Here is a 19,639-nt window from a genome sequence, read left to right as displayed (position 1 = left end):
CATGTTAGCAAAAATAATTAGTGCCTCGATAAAACAACGCGTGATGGTGTTAATATTCACCGTCGTTATAGCGTTAGTGGGTTATCAAGCCATGCGCACGACACCGCTCGATGCGCTGCCTGACTTATCAGATGTGCAAGTCATTGTTAAAACGTCATATCCAGGTCAAGCACCACAATTGGTTGAAGATCAAATTACCTATCCTTTGTCCTCTGCCATGCTTGCCGTGCCAGGTGCTAAAACGGTGCGTGGCTTTTCGATGTTTGGTGATTCGTTTGTGTACGTCATTTTTGAAGATGGCACCGATATTTATTGGGCTCGCTCACGGGTTTTAGAATATTTATCGCAAACCCAAGATCAACTACCAGCAGGTGTCACACCAAGCATTGGCCCTGATGCATCTGGTGTGGGTTGGATTTTTCAATACGCCTTAGTCGATCGCAATGGTCAATATGATTTAGCCCAATTACGTTCGTTACAAGATTGGTTTTTAAAGCTCGAATTACAAAGTGTTGCTGGTGTATCAGAAGTTGCCACTGTTGGCGGTATGGAACAAACATATCAAGTGGTTGTCGACCCGCATAAGTTGGCTCTGTACCAAATAGATTTAATGACCATTAAAAATGCTTTAGATAATTCCAATAGCTCGACTGGTGGTTCAGTCATTGAAATGGCCGAAGCTGAATATATGATCACCTCAAGTGGTTATCGTCAAACCATTGCCGATTTTGCTGAAATTCCATTGGGTATTTTATCTGAAACTGGCACCCCAGTATTAATGAAAGATGTAGCCCAACTAAGAACCGGACCAGCGGCCCGTCGTGGTATTGCCGAACTGAATGGTGAAGGTGAAGTCGTCGGCGGCATTGTAGTGATGCGTTATGGCGAGAATGCACTTGAAACCATTAATAATGTTAAGCAAAAACTCAAGCAAATTAGTAATGGACTGCCTGATGGAGTTGAATTAGTCACCACTTATGACCGTTCAGACTTAATCTTACGCTCAGTCGATAATCTTACCCATAAAGTGCTAGAGGAAATGCTGGTTGTCGGGCTCATTTGCTTATTATTTTTACTGCATGCTCGCTCAACATTAGTTGCTATTATCACTTTACCTATTTCGATTTTGATCAGTTTTATCGCCATGAATCTCATTGGTGTCAATGCCAATATTATGAGCCTAGGGGGCATTGCCATTGCCATTGGTGCAGTGGTTGATGCGTCGATTGTGATGGTTGAAAATACCCATAAGCATTTAGAACATTATCGCCACAAGCACGGTAAGGCTCCCGAGGGGGAAGACCATTGGCAACTTGTAAAAGAAGCCTCTATTGAAGTCGGCCCAGCATTATTCTTCAGTTTATTGATCATTACCTTGAGCTTTACGCCGGTATTTGCCCTTGAAGCACAAGAAGGGCGTTTGTTCCACCCGCTAGCCTTTACCAAAACCTTCACCATGGCGGCATCGGCAATCTTAGCGATTACCTTGATCCCGGTATTAATGGGTTATTTTGTCCGCGGGAAAATCCCTGATGAACGTAAAAACCCCATCAGCCGAGTACTAATAGCAATGTATCAGCCATCACTAAAGTGGGTACTTAATTTTCCTAAAATCACCATTGGATTAGCCATCATTGTGTTGTTCAGTGCTTACTATCCATTAAGCCAAATGGGATCGGAATTTATGCCCACCTTAGAAGAAGGTGATCTGCTTTATATGCCGACAACGTTACCTAGCGTCAGTGCTGGCAAAGCAGCGGAGATATTGCAACAAACAGACCGTTTGATAAAAACCGTTCCAGAAGTTAAGCGGGTATTTGGTAAGGTCGGTCGCGCAATTACCGCTACAGACCCTGCACCGCTAACGATGCTCGAAACTACCATTATGCTCAAACCGAATACTGAATGGCGTGAAGGCGTAACCTTAGAAAGCATTATTGCAGAACTGCAAAAAACCGTGCGTATTCCAGGAATGACCAATGCCTGGGTGCAACCGATTAAAACCCGCATCGATATGCTATCCACAGGTGTTAGAACGCCTGTTGGCATAAAGATATCGGGTTCAAATGTTGAGGAACTACAACGCATCGGTGCTGAAATAGAAGCGGTTGTGAGCCAATTACCCGGCACGGCCTCAGCGTTTTCACAGCGCAGTAGCGGCGGACGGTATATTGATATAACACCCGATCTTAAAAATGCCGCACGTTATGGCATGACCTTAAAAGACATCCAAGATGTAGTCAAAATGGCGATTGGCGGCATGACTATTGGTGAGTCGATTCAAGGTCAAGAACGCTATCCAATCAATATACGTTACCCGCGAGAGCTACGTGACAACATTGAGAAACTCAGAAATTTACCTGTGATGACCAAAACGGGCAAGTACTTACCCTTAAGTTATTTAGCAGACTTAAACATTAGTGATGGCGCCCCTATGCTGGCCAGTGAAAATGGTCGCCTTATCTCGTGGGTGTTTGTCGATCTGAAAGATATTTCAATTGGTGAATACATCGTCACAGCAGAAAAGGCTCTCAAGCAACAGATTTCCCTTCCGCCACGCTATAGCTATAGTTTTGCTGGACAGTATGAGTACATGCAACGAGTTGATGCAAAAATGGAAATGGTGATCCCATTAATGCTTGCAGTAATTTTTATGCTGCTGATGATGACATTTAGCTCAGTAACCCAAGCATCTGTGATCATGTTAAGTTTGCCCTTTTCATTGGTTGGTAGTGCGTGGTTGCTTTACGGGCTGGACTTTAATTTTTCAGTTGCGGTATCGGTCGGCATGATTGCATTAGCAGGGGTCGCGGCTGAGTTTGGCGTGGTGATGCAAGTGTACCTTAATAATAGTATTAAGGCCTATAAACAAGCCGATAACTACCACAGTAAAGCGGATTTAACAGCAGCATTAATTGAAGGAGCTGTAATGCGAATTCGCCCTAAAGCCATGACAGTCGCGACCATATTTTTTGGTTTACTGCCTATCATGTGGGGCAGTGGTACGGGTAATGAGGTGATGCAAAAAATTGCTGCACCTATGGTGGGCGGTATGGTGACTGCGCCACTATTATCGCTATTTGTAATTCCAGCGATATATTTACTGATATATGGTCGTAAACTGCCTAAAAATTAAGACATTACGAATGACAACATCCCTAAGCTATTTAATAGGTTAGGGATGTTTGTTGTCGGGGTGGACAGGATTACTTAATCTGAACTCGGGACAGGAAATTAATTATATTTAGTCTTGTTGCTAATTGACTCATTAAGTCGATCCACTTCATCTTGTTTCTTTTCACGACACGCCACAATATCGTCAGGATGCCCATATTTGCATGGATCGCTGGTTAAAATTGCTCGAGAGACATTATTACCCGTGATTATGTTGTCGGATCCAATAACGTAATAATTGAGAAAAAACCGCCTTGTGGATCATTAAGAACAGAGAAACGACCTACATCAGGAATATCGGTCGCAGGCACACAGACAGTAGCCCCTAGACTTTGGGCTTTTGCAACTGAAGCATCGCAATCGTCGACAGCAAAATAATTCATCCAATGCGCAGGAGCATCGCCCCATTCGTCGGTCATCTCTAACATGCCACCAATAGCTTGCTCGCCGACATACCATTGTGTGTATTCAAACTCAGCCATGTCAGCTAGCTTGGTTTGGTAGCCTAATACATGGCTATAAAACTGTTTCGCTGCAGCGGTATTTCGACATGCTAACTCAACCCAACATAATGTATTGGCCTCTTGTGCCCGCTTGATACCAATGTGATCTTGTCCTTGCCACAATGCAAAACGGCAGCCTTCTGGATCGCTGCACAATGCCATAAGACCCGCATCACCAACAGAATGAGGGCCAGCTAATACTTCACCGCCACCTTGCTTAACTAACTCAGCTGACACATTGACATCGTCGACAGCAAAATAGATTGTCCAGTGGGTCGGTAAATCCTGCATATTCTCTGGCATGGGGTACATTGCACCAATATCATCACCGTTAATTTGCAACATGGTGTAATGCCCTTCTGGCATAGGCGTATCATCGGCCCCCCAGCCAAATAATCCTTGGTAAAATGCTTTACCCGCTGCCCAATCGTGGGTTGCTAGTTCAAGCCAACATGGTTGTCCTTGTTGATATTGTTGTACTTTCATTGTGTTAATCCTTATAAAAATGACAACCTAAAATGCAGGCCAAAATAAAATGGAAAGTGAATAATGATTTGCGCTAAGTTAAGTCGATATTCACTAAAAAGCAAAAAGCCTTCATACGAAGGCTTTTTAATCATCTGTTAGTTTATTATCGTAATTAGCGACTACTTAAATACCGGTAAAATATCCGCCATAGCCAATAAGTGACAAGTTGCTGTAATAACACCAAATAATATCACAACAACAATAAGAGGTGTTCCACCTGGTACTTTAAAGCCTTTTGAATTTGGGTGTTGCTGCCGAATTTTGTAAGCTAATAATGCAGGCACAATCACCGCCCACACGGTTGCAGCTAATGCAGCAAAACCAATAGCAATAATAAAACCATTAGGAAATAATAATCCCAAAATAGTCGGTGGTATAAAAGTAACCGCTGCAGTTTTAAAACGCCCCTTACGTGAGTCATCAAAACCAAATAAATCAGCAAGGTAATCGAATAAACCCAATGTCACACCTAAAAATGATGATGCCACAGCAAGATTGGCAAATAGGGATAACATGTTATCAAGCCAGTGACTGGTAATCACTCCCGACAACGCAGCGACTAACACACCAATATTACCGCCTTGTTCAATGATATTAGTAAACTGGCTCCGAGGAATATTCCCCATTGTAGCCACTAACCAACACACATAAATAACCAATGCGATACTGGTGCCAACAATAATAGCCTTCACGATAGTTCGGGCATCTTTACCGTAATACTTTACTAGGCTAGGTACGTTACCGTGATAACCAAAACTCGCTAAGCCAAACGGAATTGCGGCAAGTAAATAAGGTAAATACCGCGACTCGCCATCGGGAGATGTTAGCTTTATCGGATCGATGTCGATTAATAAATTACCGATAGCCAAAAAGAAAGTAATGACCATACCACCGAGCATAATCGTGGTGATCCGATCGACCGCTTTGGTGCTGATAAACACCACAAGAGCCAAGACGACTGCAAATACCAAACCAGCCACACTCTGGGGTAAACTTACGCCAAGAGCAGATAAACTGTGATTAACAATCGACCCACCACCACTAATATATGCATAAGTTAAAATATACAACACAAAGGCAATTGATAAGCCGTTAACCACTCGCCAAAACTGCCCTAGAGTCACTCTAGTTAAGGTGTCAAAACTGTCGCCCGGTTCAAAATGCAGATTGGCTTCTAGTAACAGCAATCCCGACATCAACATGCAAAACCATACGCCTAGTAACATCGCTATTGAATAACCAAACCACATCCCGGCTCCAACTACGGGTAACGAAAACATTCCCGCACCAACCGTTGTTCCGGCAATAATCATCGCCCCGCCCAGTACAGATTTACCGCCGACACGATGCTTAGCTCCATTCATATGGTTAGCCATTATTATCCGTGCTCCGTTTGCACACTATCAACAATGGTTTGCCTTACTGAAGATCCTAGTAATTTATTAACATTATCTCTTATTCTGATTACTTCAGAACGATGTTCGTCACTGCTTAAATAACCCAATTCCTTCAGTTTCACACTCAAGGTGTTATACAGCTTTTTATCATAAAACTCTGGAGCAGTAATGCCATGTAATGCGCCTAATCTCTTGGCTAATAAATGACTATCGGTTTCAAGTTCTGAACGTTCCAGATCAGGCTTGATCGCCAGTAAATTGAAGATAATGGCATATCGCTGCAAGGTTTCATTTATGGTTTCAGCAAGAAGCAACACTTGCGTGATATGACGAGGTGTGATGACAAAATCATCTTCACCACTCAATAAACCTTGTTCAACCATAAATTCTAAAATGCTATCTATATGCGCAGGTACATCATCAATGCCCATAAAAAGCTCGGCTTTAAGTAACGGATATAAATCCATAACAACCGCATGGATGCGTTTACGATCGCATACATCATAGTGAGCCAAACAGCTGGCAATTAATGAAGGAAGCGCCATAAGGTGAATAATGTTATTACGGTAGTAACTCATAGTAATAGCAATTTTCTCATCGACCGAAATAATTTCGCCAATAGGATCTTTGCTACTAACAAACTTATCTAACGACAAGCAATGATCAACAATCGATTTACCATTACCTTCTGCTACAGATGTGAAATCGGTATATGGCACGGTGTTAAGTAAGGCTAAATACAAATCAAGCTGACGTTCTAACTGGCCTCTTTCCAACGCATTTTGCTCTGATGCCAATAACACCAAACTGGTCAATGCCACCGAACTGGCGGCGGCTGCACCATTAATATTAGTCATCACGCGGTTAGCTAATGAATTAACCGATGGCGTAAACCACGACGGTTTTTGATCGGGATCTTTTGCAAGCTCAGCACGCCATTCCGGTGCCTGCTGATTTAAGAAGTGCTGTAGATTAATGGGTTCACCAAAATTGACATAACCTCGGCCAAAATTACCTAATCGACTAATTGCCCCAAATACCTGCCACACAGATTCTTTTTTCTTTTTCTTACCACTTAATTCTTTATGATAAGTAGCCACTTCCATAACATGGTCATACCCTAAATACACAGGTACTAAAGTCACTGGACGCTCTATCCCACGTAACACACTGTTAATAGTCATGGCCAACATACCCGTTTTAGGCGCCAGCAAGCGTCCGGTACGCGAACGACCACCTTCAGTGAAATATTCGACGGAATAACCCTTAGCAAACAACTGATCTAAATATTCACGAAAGACTGCTGTATACAGTTTATTGCCATTAAAACTACGGCGGATAAAGAATGCCCCACCACGACGGAACATCGGTCCTGCAGGCCAGAAATTAAGGTTAATACCCGCGGCAATATGTGGAGGAACCATGCCCTGGTAATACAAAATATACGACAGTAATAAGTAATCCATATGACTGCGATGACAAGGCACATAAACAATCTCATGGCCATCATGATGTAACTGTCTTACCTGTTCGGCACCTTTAATATTAATGCCACTGTATAATTTATTCCATAACCAAGTCAGAAAGCGTTCAGCTATGCGCACTAAGCTATCGGAATAATGAGCAGCAATTTCGTCAAGATATTCAATAGCAGTTTCGCGAGCTTTCTCCACCGAGACTTTTTTGCTTGTCGATTCTTCTTCTATCGCCTTCTTGATAGACTCAGATTTTAGTAAAGAAGCAAACAATACGTTTCGATTAGGTAACTGTGGTCCTGTCATTACCTTGCGTTGACGGCGAAAATGCACTCGTGCAACACGGGTTAACTTGTGAGCAATTCTTTTATCTGTACCGTGTTCATCGGCCATATAACGAAGCGATAATGCATTAGAGAACTGGACAAAATTATGTCGTCCTAAAAATAAAATCATTAACCATTTACGTAGCCATGTTGGATTTTCTCTTTCAAATACAGCCGCTTTCATGCTGTCATCTTCTTTCCCTGGGGTACGTCCCCAATAAAGACAAACAGGAACCAACTGAATATCTAATTCAGAGTTCTCACGATGAAGAGATAATAGACTGGTAAAATAATTAATGAATTTTTCACCACTTTCGCGTTTACCAAATAATGGTTTGCGCCCCTCTAAACAAACAACACGAGGCACTTGCAAGCCATCAAGCTTTAATGGTTCATAAGGACTAGGCATACCAAAGCCCTCTGTGATTTCGCTCAAGGCGGCAATATCACTAATAGATTCCGTTTTCATCAAATAAACTAAAGGTTTAGTCGGATCTATATTGAGGTCATCAAAAGGATCATGTGGTACAACAATCGTTTGCACCATCCATTTTTGAATCCACTTTAATGTTCGTAAAAATATTGAATCAGGTTTTGACATGGTTATTTTCGCAACATAAGCCACTATAATATTGTTGCATAGGATACCAGAAACAACCCCGCTTACACTATCTGGCTTATTTATCTTTACATTTTGGATTTCTTTAGAAGTCACACCCCAAAGTTAAAATATAAAATAATGCTTTATAACAGTAAATTAAATCAATTTGTACAAACAAATAACAAAAAACAGTTGGTTAATACTTGCGCGAACAGAATCACTGTATATAATGACAGTCACTGTATAAAAAGACAGGAATTGTCATGAGACCGTTAACGCCGCGCCAAGCTGAAATATTAGACTTAATTAAAAACAATATCGCCGAAACAGGTATGCCACCCACTCGAGCTGAAATTGCGAATCGTCTTGGCTTTAAAAGTGCTAATGCCGCCGAAGAGCATTTAAAAGCATTAGCCAAAAAAGGCTTTATCGAGATCATTCCTGGTACCTCTAGAGGTATACGATTACCTCATGAAGAACAGATTGAAACCGGTCTACCACTCATTGGGCAAGTTGCTGCTGGAGAGCCTATCTTGGCCCAAGAACATGTGGAAAACTATTATCAAGTTGACCCCAATATGTTTAAACCTGCCGCGGATTTTTTATTGCGGGTTCGTGGTGACAGCATGAAAAATATCGGCATTTTAGAAGGCGACCTCCTCGCGGTACATAAAATGCAGCAAGCACGTAATGGCCAAGTTGTGGTGGCACGAATAGACGATGACGTCACCGTAAAACGATTTGAACAAAAAGGTAACGTCATTTATCTGCATGCAGAAAATGAAGATTACAACCCGATAAAAGTAGATTTAAGTTGCCAAAGCCTAACTATCGAAGGGCTTGCCGTTGGTGTTATCCGTAATGGAGATTGGTTATGAACAAACTAATGGGCATCGCCCCACGCCACCCTGGCTTATGGGTAGATTTATCAGACACAGAACTTCAGGGCAACCAAACCATTCAAACATTGCAAACGGTTACCCAAGGTGAAGCAGAGCTGAGTCAATTGTGTAGTCAATTAGCAACGTTAAGCCAACAAGGCCGCTGGATTGTACTCATTAGCCCACCTCACATTGGTTATAAACATATGCTGGCAAGTGCCGGAGTGAGAATGGATCGCATTTTACTAGTTCACACCAAAGATGAAGTCGAGACATTATGGGCCATGGAAAAAGCACTCACTAGTGGTACATCTAGTGCAGTAGTAACTTGGACAAGCTCACTTGATGCTCGCGATAGTCGCCGTTTGGAAATAGTAGCCAAAAGCGCACGTGCATTAGGGATCATAATTGAAGATGTGAATACTCACTTACCTCACAAACATCAACTTGTTAGCCCTACCTTAGCAAATGGAACAAGTAATTTTTGCTCGTTTCACTAAGCACAAACCCTTAATTACCAAGCCCTGTATTGAATTCAGGGCTTTTTTTTCACCTTTTTCAGGCGATTAAGAAAAAAAGTGATCTTGATCAATCCTTAATCTACAAGTAATGTAATTAACAAGGATGAAACAATTTTTTATCTTTAATTTGACGTAAATGGCAGATTTAATAGTCATCGATGGGAAAACGTCAACACAAATTGATAAGTTCAGTCGTAGGTACAAGCGTGGTGCACAGCTAACAATAAAACCGTAGACCGTCTGTTTACAACCACCAAGGTACTTTGAGGTCATCAAACTTTTTTCGGGAACCGAAGAGTTTGCATAGAGCAGAGAATTACTGTGTGACTTTTCTTTGTAATTGCAATTTGCAATTAACAGAGGAGCAGTCTTGTGAAGCAATGGTTGTATTGTTTACTGGTTGTGTGTGTAGCACTTCCGCTTGGGGCAACAGCAATGCCCCTCAACATGACTCAAGGCGTGACAGATATCAGTGGTCAGGTTTATCACCTCCACATGACGATTCTTTATATCTGTTGTGCCATTGGGTTAGTGGTGTTTGGGATCATGATCTATTCAATGATTTACCACCGCAAATCAAAAGGCGCAGTCGCGGCCAATTTTCATGAAAGTACCAAAGTGGAAATTGCTTGGACCGTCATTCCTTTTATCATCTTAATCGCCATGGCTATTCCAGCCACCAAAACCTTAATTGCTATGGAAGATCCCAGCGATGCTGATCTCACCATTAAAATTACCGGGTCGCAGTGGAAATGGCATTACAGCTATTTTGATAAAGACATCGAATTTTACAGCTCATTATCTACCCCCAGAGAACAAATTGACGGTAGTGAGGCTAAAGGAGAACATTACCTCCTTGAAGTTGATAAACCACTAGTACTCCCCATTAACCAAAAAGTACGTTTTTTGATGACTTCTGATGATGTTATCCACTCATGGTGGGTGCCCGCTTTTGCCGTTAAAAAAGATGCTAATCCAGGCTTTATTAATGAAACTTGGACTCGTATTGATAAGCCCGGTATTTATCGCGGCCAATGTGCCGAATTATGCGGTAAAGACCATGGCTTTATGCCGATTGTAGTGCAAGCATTGTCGGAGGACGATTTTGATAATTGGTTAGTTGAACAAAAACAACTAGCAAGCAATGCCGCTGCTGCGGCGGCGGCATCAATGACCCAAACCCTGTCACTCGGAGATCTAACCTCACAAGGTGAACAAATCTATATTGCTAGGTGTGCTGCTTGTCACCAACCTAATGGTGCGGGTCTTCCTGGTGTATTCCCATCATTAATTGGCAGCCCTATCATAAAAGGCCCTGTTGAAGGCCATCTAAATATCGTCATAAACGGTAAACCAGGTACCGCAATGCAGGCCTTTGCAAAACAACTTAGCGCCCAAGAAATTGCAGCAGTGATTACCTTTGAACGTAATGCTTGGGGCAATAATAGCGGAGATCTTGTACAAGCTGCTGATATAGGGAAATTTTTAGGCAGTAACGAGGCAAAAACAGAAGCAAACAAAGCAGTTGCTGATGTCACAAGCACTATTGCAGCCACGACAACTGACATTACCGATGCGGTTACCGAGAAAGCCACTCAAGCTGTCGAAACCGTAGCAAAAGTTGCTCCAGCAGAAGATCTGCCCACGTTAACCATGGAGCAATTAATGACCGAAGGTGAGCAGGTTTATGCCACGACTTGTGCTGCATGTCACCAAGCCACTGGCGCAGGTTTACCTGGCGCTTTCCCTTCACTTATTGGTAGCCCTGTTGTTAGCGGACCGGTTAGCGGACATATCGATATCGTTATGCACGGAAAACCAGGTACTGCAATGCAGGCATTTAGTAGTCAATTAAGCCCTCGAAAGATGGCGGCAGTGATTACATATGAGCGCAATGCGTGGGGCAATAATTCTGGCGAGGCGGTGCAACCTGCCGATGTCGCTAGCCATGGACAGTAAGGGAAAACAATGAGCACAACAACGCACGATACAATTGCAACCGCCCATGATGATCATCACGGCGCTCCAAAGGGGCTAATGCGCTGGCTACTCACCACTAACCATAAAGATATCGGATCTCTGTATTTATGGTTTAGTTTCATTATGTTTCTCACTGGCGGCGCAATGGCAATGGTCATTCGAGCTGAGTTATTTCAGCCTGGATTACAGCTAGTAGAACCTAACTTTTTTAATCAAATGACCACTGTTCATGGTCTCATTATGGTATTTGGTGCAGTAATGCCCGCTTTTACGGGCTTAGCTAACTGGCTAATACCTATGATGATTGGGGCACCAGACATGGCATTACCACGAATGAACAACTGGAGTTTTTGGATTTTACCTTTTGCCTTTGCCATGTTACTGGGTTCGTTATTTATGGAAGGCGGTGGACCTAACTTTGGTTGGACATTCTATGCCCCGCTCTCAACCACTTACAGCCCTGACAGTACCGCATTATTTGTATTTTCCATTCATATCATGGGCATAAGTTCAATAATGGGTGCAATTAATGTCATTGTCACCATTGTAAACTTACGTGCTCCAGGCATGACGTGGATGAAGTTACCCTTGTTTGTGTGGACTTGGTTAATTACCGCTTTCTTACTGATAGCAGTGATGCCGGTACTCGCGGGTGCGGTCACCATGGTATTAACCGATAAGTTTTTTGGTACCAGCTTTTTTGATGCTGCTGGAGGCGGTGATCCGGTAATGTTCCAGCATATCTTCTGGTTCTTCGGTCATCCTGAAGTTTACATTATGATTTTACCGTCATTTGGTATTATCTCCGCAATAGTGCCAACCTTTAGCCGTAAAAAGCTGTTTGGTTACTCTTCAATGGTTTACGCCACTGCCAGTATTGCCGTGTTGTCATTCTTAGTGTGGGCGCATCACATGTTCACGACTGGGATGCCGGTGTTCGCCGAACTATTCTTCATGTATTGCACCATGTTAATTGCCGTACCCACGGGGGTAAAAGTATTTAATTGGGTGGCAACCATGTGGCGCGGTTCAATGACATTTGAAACACCAATGCTGTTTGCTGTAGCGTTTATTATTCTGTTTACCATAGGTGGTTTTTCTGGCCTGATGCTGGCAATTACGCCTGCTGATTTCCAATACCACGACACCTATTTTGTAGTGGCTCATTTCCATTATGTGCTCGTCACTGGGGCAATATTTTCCATTATGGCAGCCGCTTATTATTGGTTGCCTAAATGGACTGGCCATATGTATGACGAAACGTTGGGGAAATGGCACTTTTGGTGCTCGGTAATATCCGTCAATGTATTGTTTTTCCCCATGCACTTTTTAGGTTTAGCGGGTATGCCACGTAGGATCCCTGACTACGCGGTACAGTTTGCCGATGTGAACCAAATAGTGTCTATTGGAGGTTTTGCATTTGGTTTGTCTCAGCTGATATTCCTCGCCGTTGTGCTCAAATGCATTAAAGGTGGAAAACCTGCTGGAGATAACCCCTGGGGAGCAGCCGAAGGCTTGGAATGGTCGATTGCCAGCCCTGCACCATATCACTCGTTTACCACTCCACCGGAGATTAAATGAGATGACACAGCCAACAAAATCAAATCGTAAGCTATTAATCATCCTGATTGCTGGGTCAATAGGTATGTTTGGATTTGGTTTTGCGCTTGTACCACTTTATGACGTGCTTTGCGATACATTGGGAATTAATGGCAAAACCCAAAATAGCGCCAGTAGTTATGAAGCGGTGGTGGTTGATAAAAACCGAACCGTAACCATTGAATTTGTCACTCAAGTTCAGTCTGGTATGCCATGGGAATTTAGCCCTAAAGTGAACAAAATAAGTGTGCATCCTGGTGAGCTAACTCATGCACAATTTTTGGTTAAAAATCTGTCGACACGTGACACCGTAGGCCAAGCAATCCCTTCGGTATCGCCAGGGCAAGGGGCGGCATACTTCAATAAAACGGAATGTTTTTGCTTTAATCAACAACCTTTGGCTGCAGCAGCAACAGCAGAACTACCATTGATTTTTTACGTGGATCCTGACTTACCAGCGTCCATTAACACATTGACTCTCTCTTATACCCTTTATGACATCACCGACAGACAGGCGACCGCCATAGAGCAAGGAGCAGCAAAATGACGACAAAGTATCAAACTTATTATGTGCCAGCCCAAAGTGCCTGGCCGATAATCGGTGCTATAGGTTTATTTTTAATTGCGTTCGGAGCAGGCAACTACGTACAACAATTAGCCACTGAAAAAACCTCTGGCGGCTATATTTTAATAACCGGCTTGGCCGTGATTATCTTTATGATTTTCGGCTGGTTTAAGACCGTTATTGATGAATCCATGTCTGGACTGTATTCACCGCAAATGGATCGTTCATTTAGACAGGGAATGAGCTGGTTTATTTTTTCAGAGATTATGTTTTTTGGAGCATTTTTCGGCGCTTTATTTTATGCCAGAATGATTTCAGTACCTTGGCTTGGTGGCGCATCTAACAATGCCATGACCCATGAAGTCTTGTGGCCTGCATTTGAGGCCATGTGGCCATTGGTGAAAACACCCGATGGTACCGCAACCGAAGCCATGCCATGGACGGGTTTGCCGTTAATTAACACTATTATCCTGCTAACCTCGTCGGTTACCTTGCACTTTGCTCATACCAACCTTGAAAAAGCCAATCGTAAACCTTTGATAATCTGGTTAGCGTTGACGGTCATCCTGGGTATTGCGTTTCTCAGTTTACAAGTTGAAGAATATAGCCATGCCTACCAAGAAATGGGGCTTACGCTCTCTTCTGGTGTCTACGGCAACACCTTCTTTTTGTTAACTGGTTTTCACGGCATGCACGTAACAATTGGTACCCTGTTCTTGATTATTTTATGGCTCAGAATTGTGAAGGGTCACTTTACGCCCGATAAGCATTTCGCTTTTCAGGCAGGGAGTTGGTATTGGCACTTCGTTGATGTGGTGTGGTTATGCTTATTCATCTTTGTGTATGTGTTGTAAATCAACACTAATAAGGTCTGGGATTTGGCTGAATGTAGCCAAGCCCCAAGGCCACCAGTAATACCATTATTACGACAACAGAAAACAACACGCGCCGGCCAAGAAAACGACTCATTGATTGTTGATGCTCGCCCTTAACCATAATAAATAAGGCCCTACCTAAGTTAAATAATATGAATACAAGCAACGAGACTAAAACTAACTTAACGATGAAAGGTGTTGTCACAGGCAATCCTTTTAAAAGTGTGGGTGTGTCTCGGGTGTTATTCGTAATCATTACTTTGGTCGTGTTTAGCTTGTTGGTCAAGTTAGGATTATGGCAGTTATCACGAGCGACCTTTAAACAAGAGTGGCAAAGCTCACTACTTCAGCGCCAACAGCAACAAGCGCTCACTTATGAAGAAATGTTGGCAAAAGTTGAATTGTCAGAAGCATCAGCAAGCTCTCAACCGGAGACGAAATTACTCACGGGTTACCGTCTATCTATTTCAGCCAAACCGGCAAATAACATGATGTTGTTATTAGACAATCAAGTGTATCAAGGTCAGGTGGGATATTTAGCGTATCAAATTTTTGAGATAACCCCTGAACAGCCTTGGATACTGGTTGAGCTAGGATTTGTGCCTGCAAACAAGGATCGCCGAATTTTACCTGAACTAACCCCTTTAAAAACAAATTACTACACAATGGTTGGCCGAGTTTATCAAAAACAACCTAACCCATTAAGTGACAGGCTAGATGCAGAGCAATTAGCCAATACTCATGCTCCAGTACGTTTTCAAAATATCAATATACCCGCACTCACTGACATGCTTGGCCATACACTGACGCCTGTGGTGCTGCAACCCGACAATGTTCCAAATTATCATCTGCCTCAACCTTGGATACCCATTCCATTGTCGGCACAAAAACATCAAGGGTATGCCTTGCAATGGTTCACCATGGCAACAGTATTTTTAGGACTAATGAGTTGGATAGCATTTCGACAATTTCGACGCTAAGCACCGTCGTTCATAATTAACTTAACAATAATATCAAAATGTTAAAGAGGAGATAGAATGAACTCCCTACCGAAAAAAAGTAATAAAGCACTAATGGTCTTACTGCTGGTATTTATTTTACCGGTTGCCTTAGCCAAATTAGTGTTAAGCCTAGAGCTGTATAACGGAGCGGCAACCAACAAAGGAGCGTTAATAGCTCCCGACATAAACTACGCAAACTTAGCCATGGAAAATCCAAAACCTCATGCATGGCAAGTACTGTTTTTTTTACCCGAAACCTGCAATGAGCAGTGCCAAGAAAGGCTGTATATTTTACACCAGAGCTATATTGCCCTCGGCAAAGATAGGGATCGTGTTACCCCAATCATTGTAGTAAATAGCCACAGTGACACCCAAATACTCAAGCAATTAAATATCTCCTTTGACCAAGCAAACGCCAATGACGCACTTGCTGCACTATTAACCAATCAACAACTTATCATTGTCGACCCTCTCGGAAGCTTAGTGATGCAATATGACAACGTGATAGGCCACGACGCTAATATTGCTCAGGGCAAAGCCATGATTGCTGACTTACGTAAAATGCTTAAGTTGTCAAGGGTGGGCTAATGGCAATACAGCGATTAATCAAATTCACCTTAGTGTTTACCTTGGCAGTTATTCTAATGGGTGCCTATACACGCCTGTCTGATGCTGGGTTAGGTTGTCCTGACTGGCCGGGCTGTTATGGCCATTTAGCGGTGCCGAGTGCAAGCCATGATTTAGCCAACATTGAAACTCGTTTCCCTGATGCTCAAATTGAGCCAGAAAAAGCGTGGCTGGAAATGATCCATCGTTATATCGCTGGTACTTTGGGTCTAATGGTTTTAGCGATTTTAATTTTATGCCTAAAACAGCCTCAAGCACCCAAAAAGCTGCCCGTATTTATTGCGGCACTGATTTTGTTTCAAGCTGCACTGGGTATGTGGACTGTTACCATGAAATTAATGCCTATAGTGGTGATGGCGCATCTTATTGGCGGTTTTAGTTTATTTGCCTTGTTACTGCTGTTATATCTACGACTTAAACCTTTAAGGATCCCCGGAGGGGATACCTATGCGCGTAAGCTCATTCCATTAGCATTAGCCAGTTTTGGCGTATTAGTCATTCAAATCATACTGGGTGGCTGGACATCATCTAATTACGCAGCATTGGCCTGTACCACCTTGCCAATTTGTGAAGGTAATTGGGTCGATAACTTACGCTTTGCCGATGCTTTTTCACCATTTCAAGGCGATCACCCCAGTTTTGAATTTGGTGTTTTGGACTATGCCACACGAATGACCATTCATGTCAGCCACCGAATTTGGGCGGTTGTAACAGCCATAACCTTAATTCTACTTGCACTAAAATTACGCTTCGCACAATCACATATTATGCGCAACAGTGGTTATTTATTACTGTTTCTCGTCATCGCTCAAGTCGGATTGGGGATTAGCAATGTAGTGATGAATTTACCTTTAGGCATAGCAGTATCACACAATGGAGGCGCAGCCTTGTTGCTGCTTACCTTAGTCTTTATTAATTACGCCCTATGGCGTAAAGCATGAGTGAGGATCGACCATGACAAAACCTCTAACAATGAGTCAGGTTCAACCTAAAATAACCCTGCAATGGCGTGCTTATTTTGAAATGACCAAACCTAAAGTTGTAGCACTTATGCTACTGACAGTATTGGTCGGTATGTGTTTAGCCGTCCCAGGTATAGTGCCACTCAAACCTCTAGTTGCAGGGATGGCAGGCATTGCAATGATGGCAGGCGCCGCGGCAGCGTTTAATCACTTAATTGATCGTAAAATCGATGGATTGATGGCTCGAACGTATAATCGTCCACTACCTAAAGGCAAAATATCAACCACCAAAGCGGCCACATTTGCGGTGTCACTCGGAACGCTCGGCTTTGTGGTGTTATATACCTTAGTTAATCCCCTTACGGCTTGGCTGACCTTTGCCAGTTTAATTGGTTATGCCTTGGTGTATACCGCCTACCTTAAACGAGCGACCTCACAAAACATTGTCATTGGTGGATTAGCCGGCGCTATGCCGCCATTATTAGGCTGGACAGCAATAACCAATGAACTGCATGGTTACGCCTTGTTACTGGTTATTATTATCTTCACTTGGACCCCACCACATTTTTGGGCATTAGCCATTCATCGCCGTAAAGAGTATGCCAAGGTCGATATTCCAATGTTACCGGTTACTCATGGAGTCGAGTTTACCAAAACCTGTATTTTGCTTTACACCATTTTATTAGCTATTGCCTGCCTGCTACCCGTTTTGGTCGGTATGTGTGGTCCAATATATTTGGTGGGTTCAACGTTACTGAGTTGTGGTTTTATCTATAAGGCGTGGCAGTTAAAGTTTCATGACTATCCAGAACTGTCCATGCAAGTTTTTAAATTCTCCATTTATCATTTAATGGTGTTGTTTATTGTCTTATTAGTAGATCATTACTTTTGGGTAAATGCTTAAATTAGAAAGGAAAAGATATTGAAAATAATAATAGCGGTGGGGCTAATATTATTAGCCTTGGCGGGGGGCGTTGTTTATCAACAGACGCAAACAGAACCTATGCCACTGGCAACCAGTTATGTATTTGAACAACAGCGCGCTTTAGCACCGTTTACATTAGCAGACCAATACGGCAATGCGTTTACTAACCAAACGTTGCAAGACAAATGGAGCTTATTTTTTATTGGTTATACTGCTTGCCCTGATGTATGCCCTACCACGTTGAATAAACTCGCAGCGGCTTATCCACAACTGCAAAAAATAGCCAGCAATGTACAAGTGGTGTTTGTGTCAGCTGACCCCAAACGTGACACTCAAGCTAAACGATTAGATTACATAAACTTTTTTAATAAAGACTTTAAAGCCGTCAGTGCAGAACACACCGACTTATTTCCGTTTAGTCGTGACTTAGGCTTTGTGTATGCCATGGTTGGAGACAACAACGATTACCAAGTAGACCATAGTGCATCGTATGTGTTGGTTTCACCTCGAGGAGAAAAAATAGCAGTATTTAAACCCAAACCACAGCCTGGTCAACTAGCACAAATTCTTAATGCTGAGCTGATCGCTGACTTTGGCCAAATCGTTCAATCTTGGCACTAGCCATCCATATTATGCCGTTACTCTTCAAGCCACTGACCATTATCTTGCGGGCGGATCCACGCTTGCGAGAACCAATAATAGCCTGATTTGGTTTTACTCGGTGCGGTGCAATTATAACGTGACCGTCCGGGAGCTAAGTCTGATGATGCCTGAATAGATAAGCGATTCTCACTCAACCAAGTAGGCTTTTTAGAACCTTGCCCTTGAATAAAGCACATTACTTGATGGGGATAAATATCCTGAATATCGAGGGTTAATATCAACTTAGGCCGCCATTTACCTGATACCAATAATGGATCGCTTATATTTTGCTTAATAACCGGCATCGGTAAGCTGGAAAACTTTACCATTAAACTCGCTAAATCAGCATAAGCATTAGCTACTGGGAAACGTGGCAACGCCGTTAATGATGAATATTCTCCCGCCGCACCAGATTGTTGACCAAAACCAACAAAACCATGTTTAGCCAAAATAGCTTCCAACTTATTAGTGTATTCACCATAAGGGTAGGCAAACATTTTTACGCTTTGGCCAGTATGCTTTAAGATCTCTGCCTCAGTCGATAGAATATTATCTTCAACTCGCGCCTGCCATTGGTCTTGGGATTCTTTGCCTTGACGACGAATTAAGTGTTCATGTCCCCAGCTATGGTTTGCAATCGTCACACCTTGCTCCGACAGAGTATTAATATCTTGCCAACTCATCATGCCTTTGTAACCCGCCTCAATGGGCGCTACAGAAATAAACACCGTATATGGAAATTGATGCGAAGCCAAAATAGGCGCTGCATTGTTAATAATGCTGTCATATCCGTCATCGAAGGTAATCACGATACGTTTATCTGCAATAGGCGTGTTATGCTTTATTGAATTAACAGCTTCAGTTAATGACATCACGGTAAAATCATTATCGGCCAAGTACTGCATCTGTTCGGTGAACTGACTAGGCGTGACACTAGTACTTTTAGGCGTGTTCTCAGATACGTGATGATATTGTAAAATAACCACCGCATTTGCATCATAATGCAATAGACTCAAACTGAACACTGCCAACAATAACGCTATTTTCTTAACCATGA

Annotated in this window: 17 protein-coding genes; 12 read left to right on the top strand and 5 right to left on the bottom strand. The window is 42.7% G+C overall.

Features of this window, described 5'->3' with window-relative positions; translation table 11 throughout:
* Nucleotide 1 precedes the first annotated feature (1 nt).
* Nucleotides 2-3,136: an efflux RND transporter permease subunit gene (locus FH971_RS01230; RefSeq protein WP_140233057.1), complete on the top strand. Its 3,135-nt coding sequence runs from the start codon at nucleotides 2-4 to the stop codon at nucleotides 3,134-3,136.
* A gap of 247 nt (nucleotides 3,137-3,383) precedes the next feature.
* Here FH971_RS01230 and FH971_RS01225 read toward each other — a convergent pair whose 3' ends face one another.
* The 3 genes from FH971_RS01225 to plsB form a co-directional block, all read right to left on the bottom strand.
* Nucleotides 3,384-4,163, bottom strand: coding sequence for a VOC family protein (locus tag FH971_RS01225; RefSeq protein WP_140233056.1), 780 nt, complete (start codon nucleotides 4,161-4,163; stop codon nucleotides 3,384-3,386).
* Nucleotides 4,164-4,324: 161 nt separating this feature from the next.
* Nucleotides 4,325-5,581 carry a tryptophan permease gene (gene mtr / locus FH971_RS01220; protein ID WP_137223713.1) on the bottom strand — a complete coding sequence of 419 codons (1,257 nt, stop codon included), beginning with the start codon at nucleotides 5,579-5,581 and terminating at the stop codon, nucleotides 4,325-4,327.
* Between the two features lie 2 nt (nucleotides 5,582-5,583).
* Nucleotides 5,584-8,004, bottom strand: coding sequence for a glycerol-3-phosphate 1-O-acyltransferase PlsB (gene plsB, locus FH971_RS01215; RefSeq protein WP_137223716.1), 2,421 nt, complete (start codon nucleotides 8,002-8,004; stop codon nucleotides 5,584-5,586).
* Nucleotides 8,005-8,267: 263 nt separating this feature from the next.
* Here plsB and lexA point away from each other — a divergent pair, with 263 nt between their 5' ends.
* From lexA to FH971_RS01185, 6 genes are all read left to right on the top strand, one after another.
* Complete coding sequence (lexA, locus tag FH971_RS01210; RefSeq protein ID WP_137223718.1) at nucleotides 8,268-8,882, top strand: transcriptional repressor LexA; 615 nt, start codon at nucleotides 8,268-8,270, stop codon at nucleotides 8,880-8,882.
* The gene (locus FH971_RS01205; RefSeq protein ID WP_140233055.1) at nucleotides 8,879-9,385 is read left to right on the top strand and encodes a cell division inhibitor SulA; all 507 of its coding nucleotides are present in this window, start codon (nucleotides 8,879-8,881) and stop codon (nucleotides 9,383-9,385) included. Before lexA ends, FH971_RS01205 begins: the two co-directional genes overlap by 4 nt.
* A 393-nt stretch (nucleotides 9,386-9,778) precedes the next feature.
* The gene (coxB, locus tag FH971_RS01200; RefSeq protein ID WP_140233054.1) at nucleotides 9,779-11,365 is read left to right on the top strand and encodes a cytochrome c oxidase subunit II; all 1,587 of its coding nucleotides are present in this window, start codon (nucleotides 9,779-9,781) and stop codon (nucleotides 11,363-11,365) included.
* A 9-nt stretch (nucleotides 11,366-11,374) separates the two neighbouring features.
* Nucleotides 11,375-12,967 (top strand): cytochrome c oxidase subunit I, encoded by a 1,593-nt coding sequence (gene ctaD, locus FH971_RS01195; RefSeq protein WP_137223724.1) that lies wholly within the window; start codon nucleotides 11,375-11,377, stop codon nucleotides 12,965-12,967.
* Between the two features lies 1 nt (nucleotide 12,968).
* Nucleotides 12,969-13,532, top strand: coding sequence for a cytochrome c oxidase assembly protein (locus FH971_RS01190; RefSeq protein WP_140233053.1), 564 nt, complete (start codon nucleotides 12,969-12,971; stop codon nucleotides 13,530-13,532).
* Nucleotides 13,529-14,404, top strand: a complete 876-nt coding sequence (locus tag FH971_RS01185) for a cytochrome c oxidase subunit 3 (RefSeq protein ID WP_140233052.1) — start codon at nucleotides 13,529-13,531, stop codon at nucleotides 14,402-14,404. Before FH971_RS01190 ends, FH971_RS01185 begins: the two co-directional genes overlap by 4 nt.
* A gap of 7 nt (nucleotides 14,405-14,411) precedes the next feature.
* Here the strand turns inward: FH971_RS01185 and FH971_RS01180 are convergent, their stop codons facing one another.
* Nucleotides 14,412-14,630 (bottom strand): DUF2909 domain-containing protein, encoded by a 219-nt coding sequence (locus FH971_RS01180; protein WP_041412724.1) that lies wholly within the window; start codon nucleotides 14,628-14,630, stop codon nucleotides 14,412-14,414.
* Here FH971_RS01180 and FH971_RS01175 point away from each other — a divergent pair.
* The 5 genes from FH971_RS01175 to FH971_RS01155 are packed head-to-tail and all read left to right on the top strand — an operon-like array spanning nucleotide 14,578 to nucleotide 18,561.
* Nucleotides 14,578-15,405: an SURF1 family protein gene (locus FH971_RS01175; protein WP_140233051.1), complete on the top strand. Its 828-nt coding sequence runs from the start codon at nucleotides 14,578-14,580 to the stop codon at nucleotides 15,403-15,405. The genes FH971_RS01180 and FH971_RS01175 overlap by 53 nt on opposite strands.
* Nucleotides 15,406-15,462: 57 nt before the next feature.
* Nucleotides 15,463-16,014 (top strand): hypothetical protein, encoded by a 552-nt coding sequence (locus FH971_RS01170; protein WP_140233050.1) that lies wholly within the window; start codon nucleotides 15,463-15,465, stop codon nucleotides 16,012-16,014.
* Nucleotides 16,014-16,994, top strand: a complete 981-nt coding sequence (locus FH971_RS01165) for a COX15/CtaA family protein (RefSeq protein WP_140233049.1) — start codon at nucleotides 16,014-16,016, stop codon at nucleotides 16,992-16,994. The genes FH971_RS01170 and FH971_RS01165 overlap by 1 nt, the downstream gene beginning before the upstream one ends.
* A 13-nt stretch (nucleotides 16,995-17,007) precedes the next feature.
* A complete protein-coding gene (cyoE, locus tag FH971_RS01160) occupies nucleotides 17,008-17,919 on the top strand; it encodes a heme o synthase (RefSeq protein ID WP_140233048.1) in 912 nt (303 codons plus the stop codon).
* 15 nt (nucleotides 17,920-17,934) lie between these two features.
* Nucleotides 17,935-18,561 (top strand): SCO family protein, encoded by a 627-nt coding sequence (locus tag FH971_RS01155; RefSeq protein ID WP_420853474.1) that lies wholly within the window; start codon nucleotides 17,935-17,937, stop codon nucleotides 18,559-18,561.
* A gap of 17 nt (nucleotides 18,562-18,578) precedes the next feature.
* Here FH971_RS01155 and FH971_RS01150 read toward each other — a convergent pair whose 3' ends face one another.
* Complete coding sequence (locus FH971_RS01150) at nucleotides 18,579-19,637, bottom strand: polysaccharide deacetylase family protein (protein ID WP_140233047.1); 1,059 nt, start codon at nucleotides 19,635-19,637, stop codon at nucleotides 18,579-18,581.
* Nucleotides 19,638-19,639: the final 2 nt, after the last annotated feature.

It is taken from the genome of Shewanella polaris (assembly GCF_006385555.1).
In the GTDB taxonomy this organism is placed as follows: Bacteria; Pseudomonadota; Gammaproteobacteria; order Enterobacterales; family Shewanellaceae; genus Shewanella; species Shewanella polaris.
This window is presented reverse-complemented; position numbering and strand designations above follow the sequence as displayed.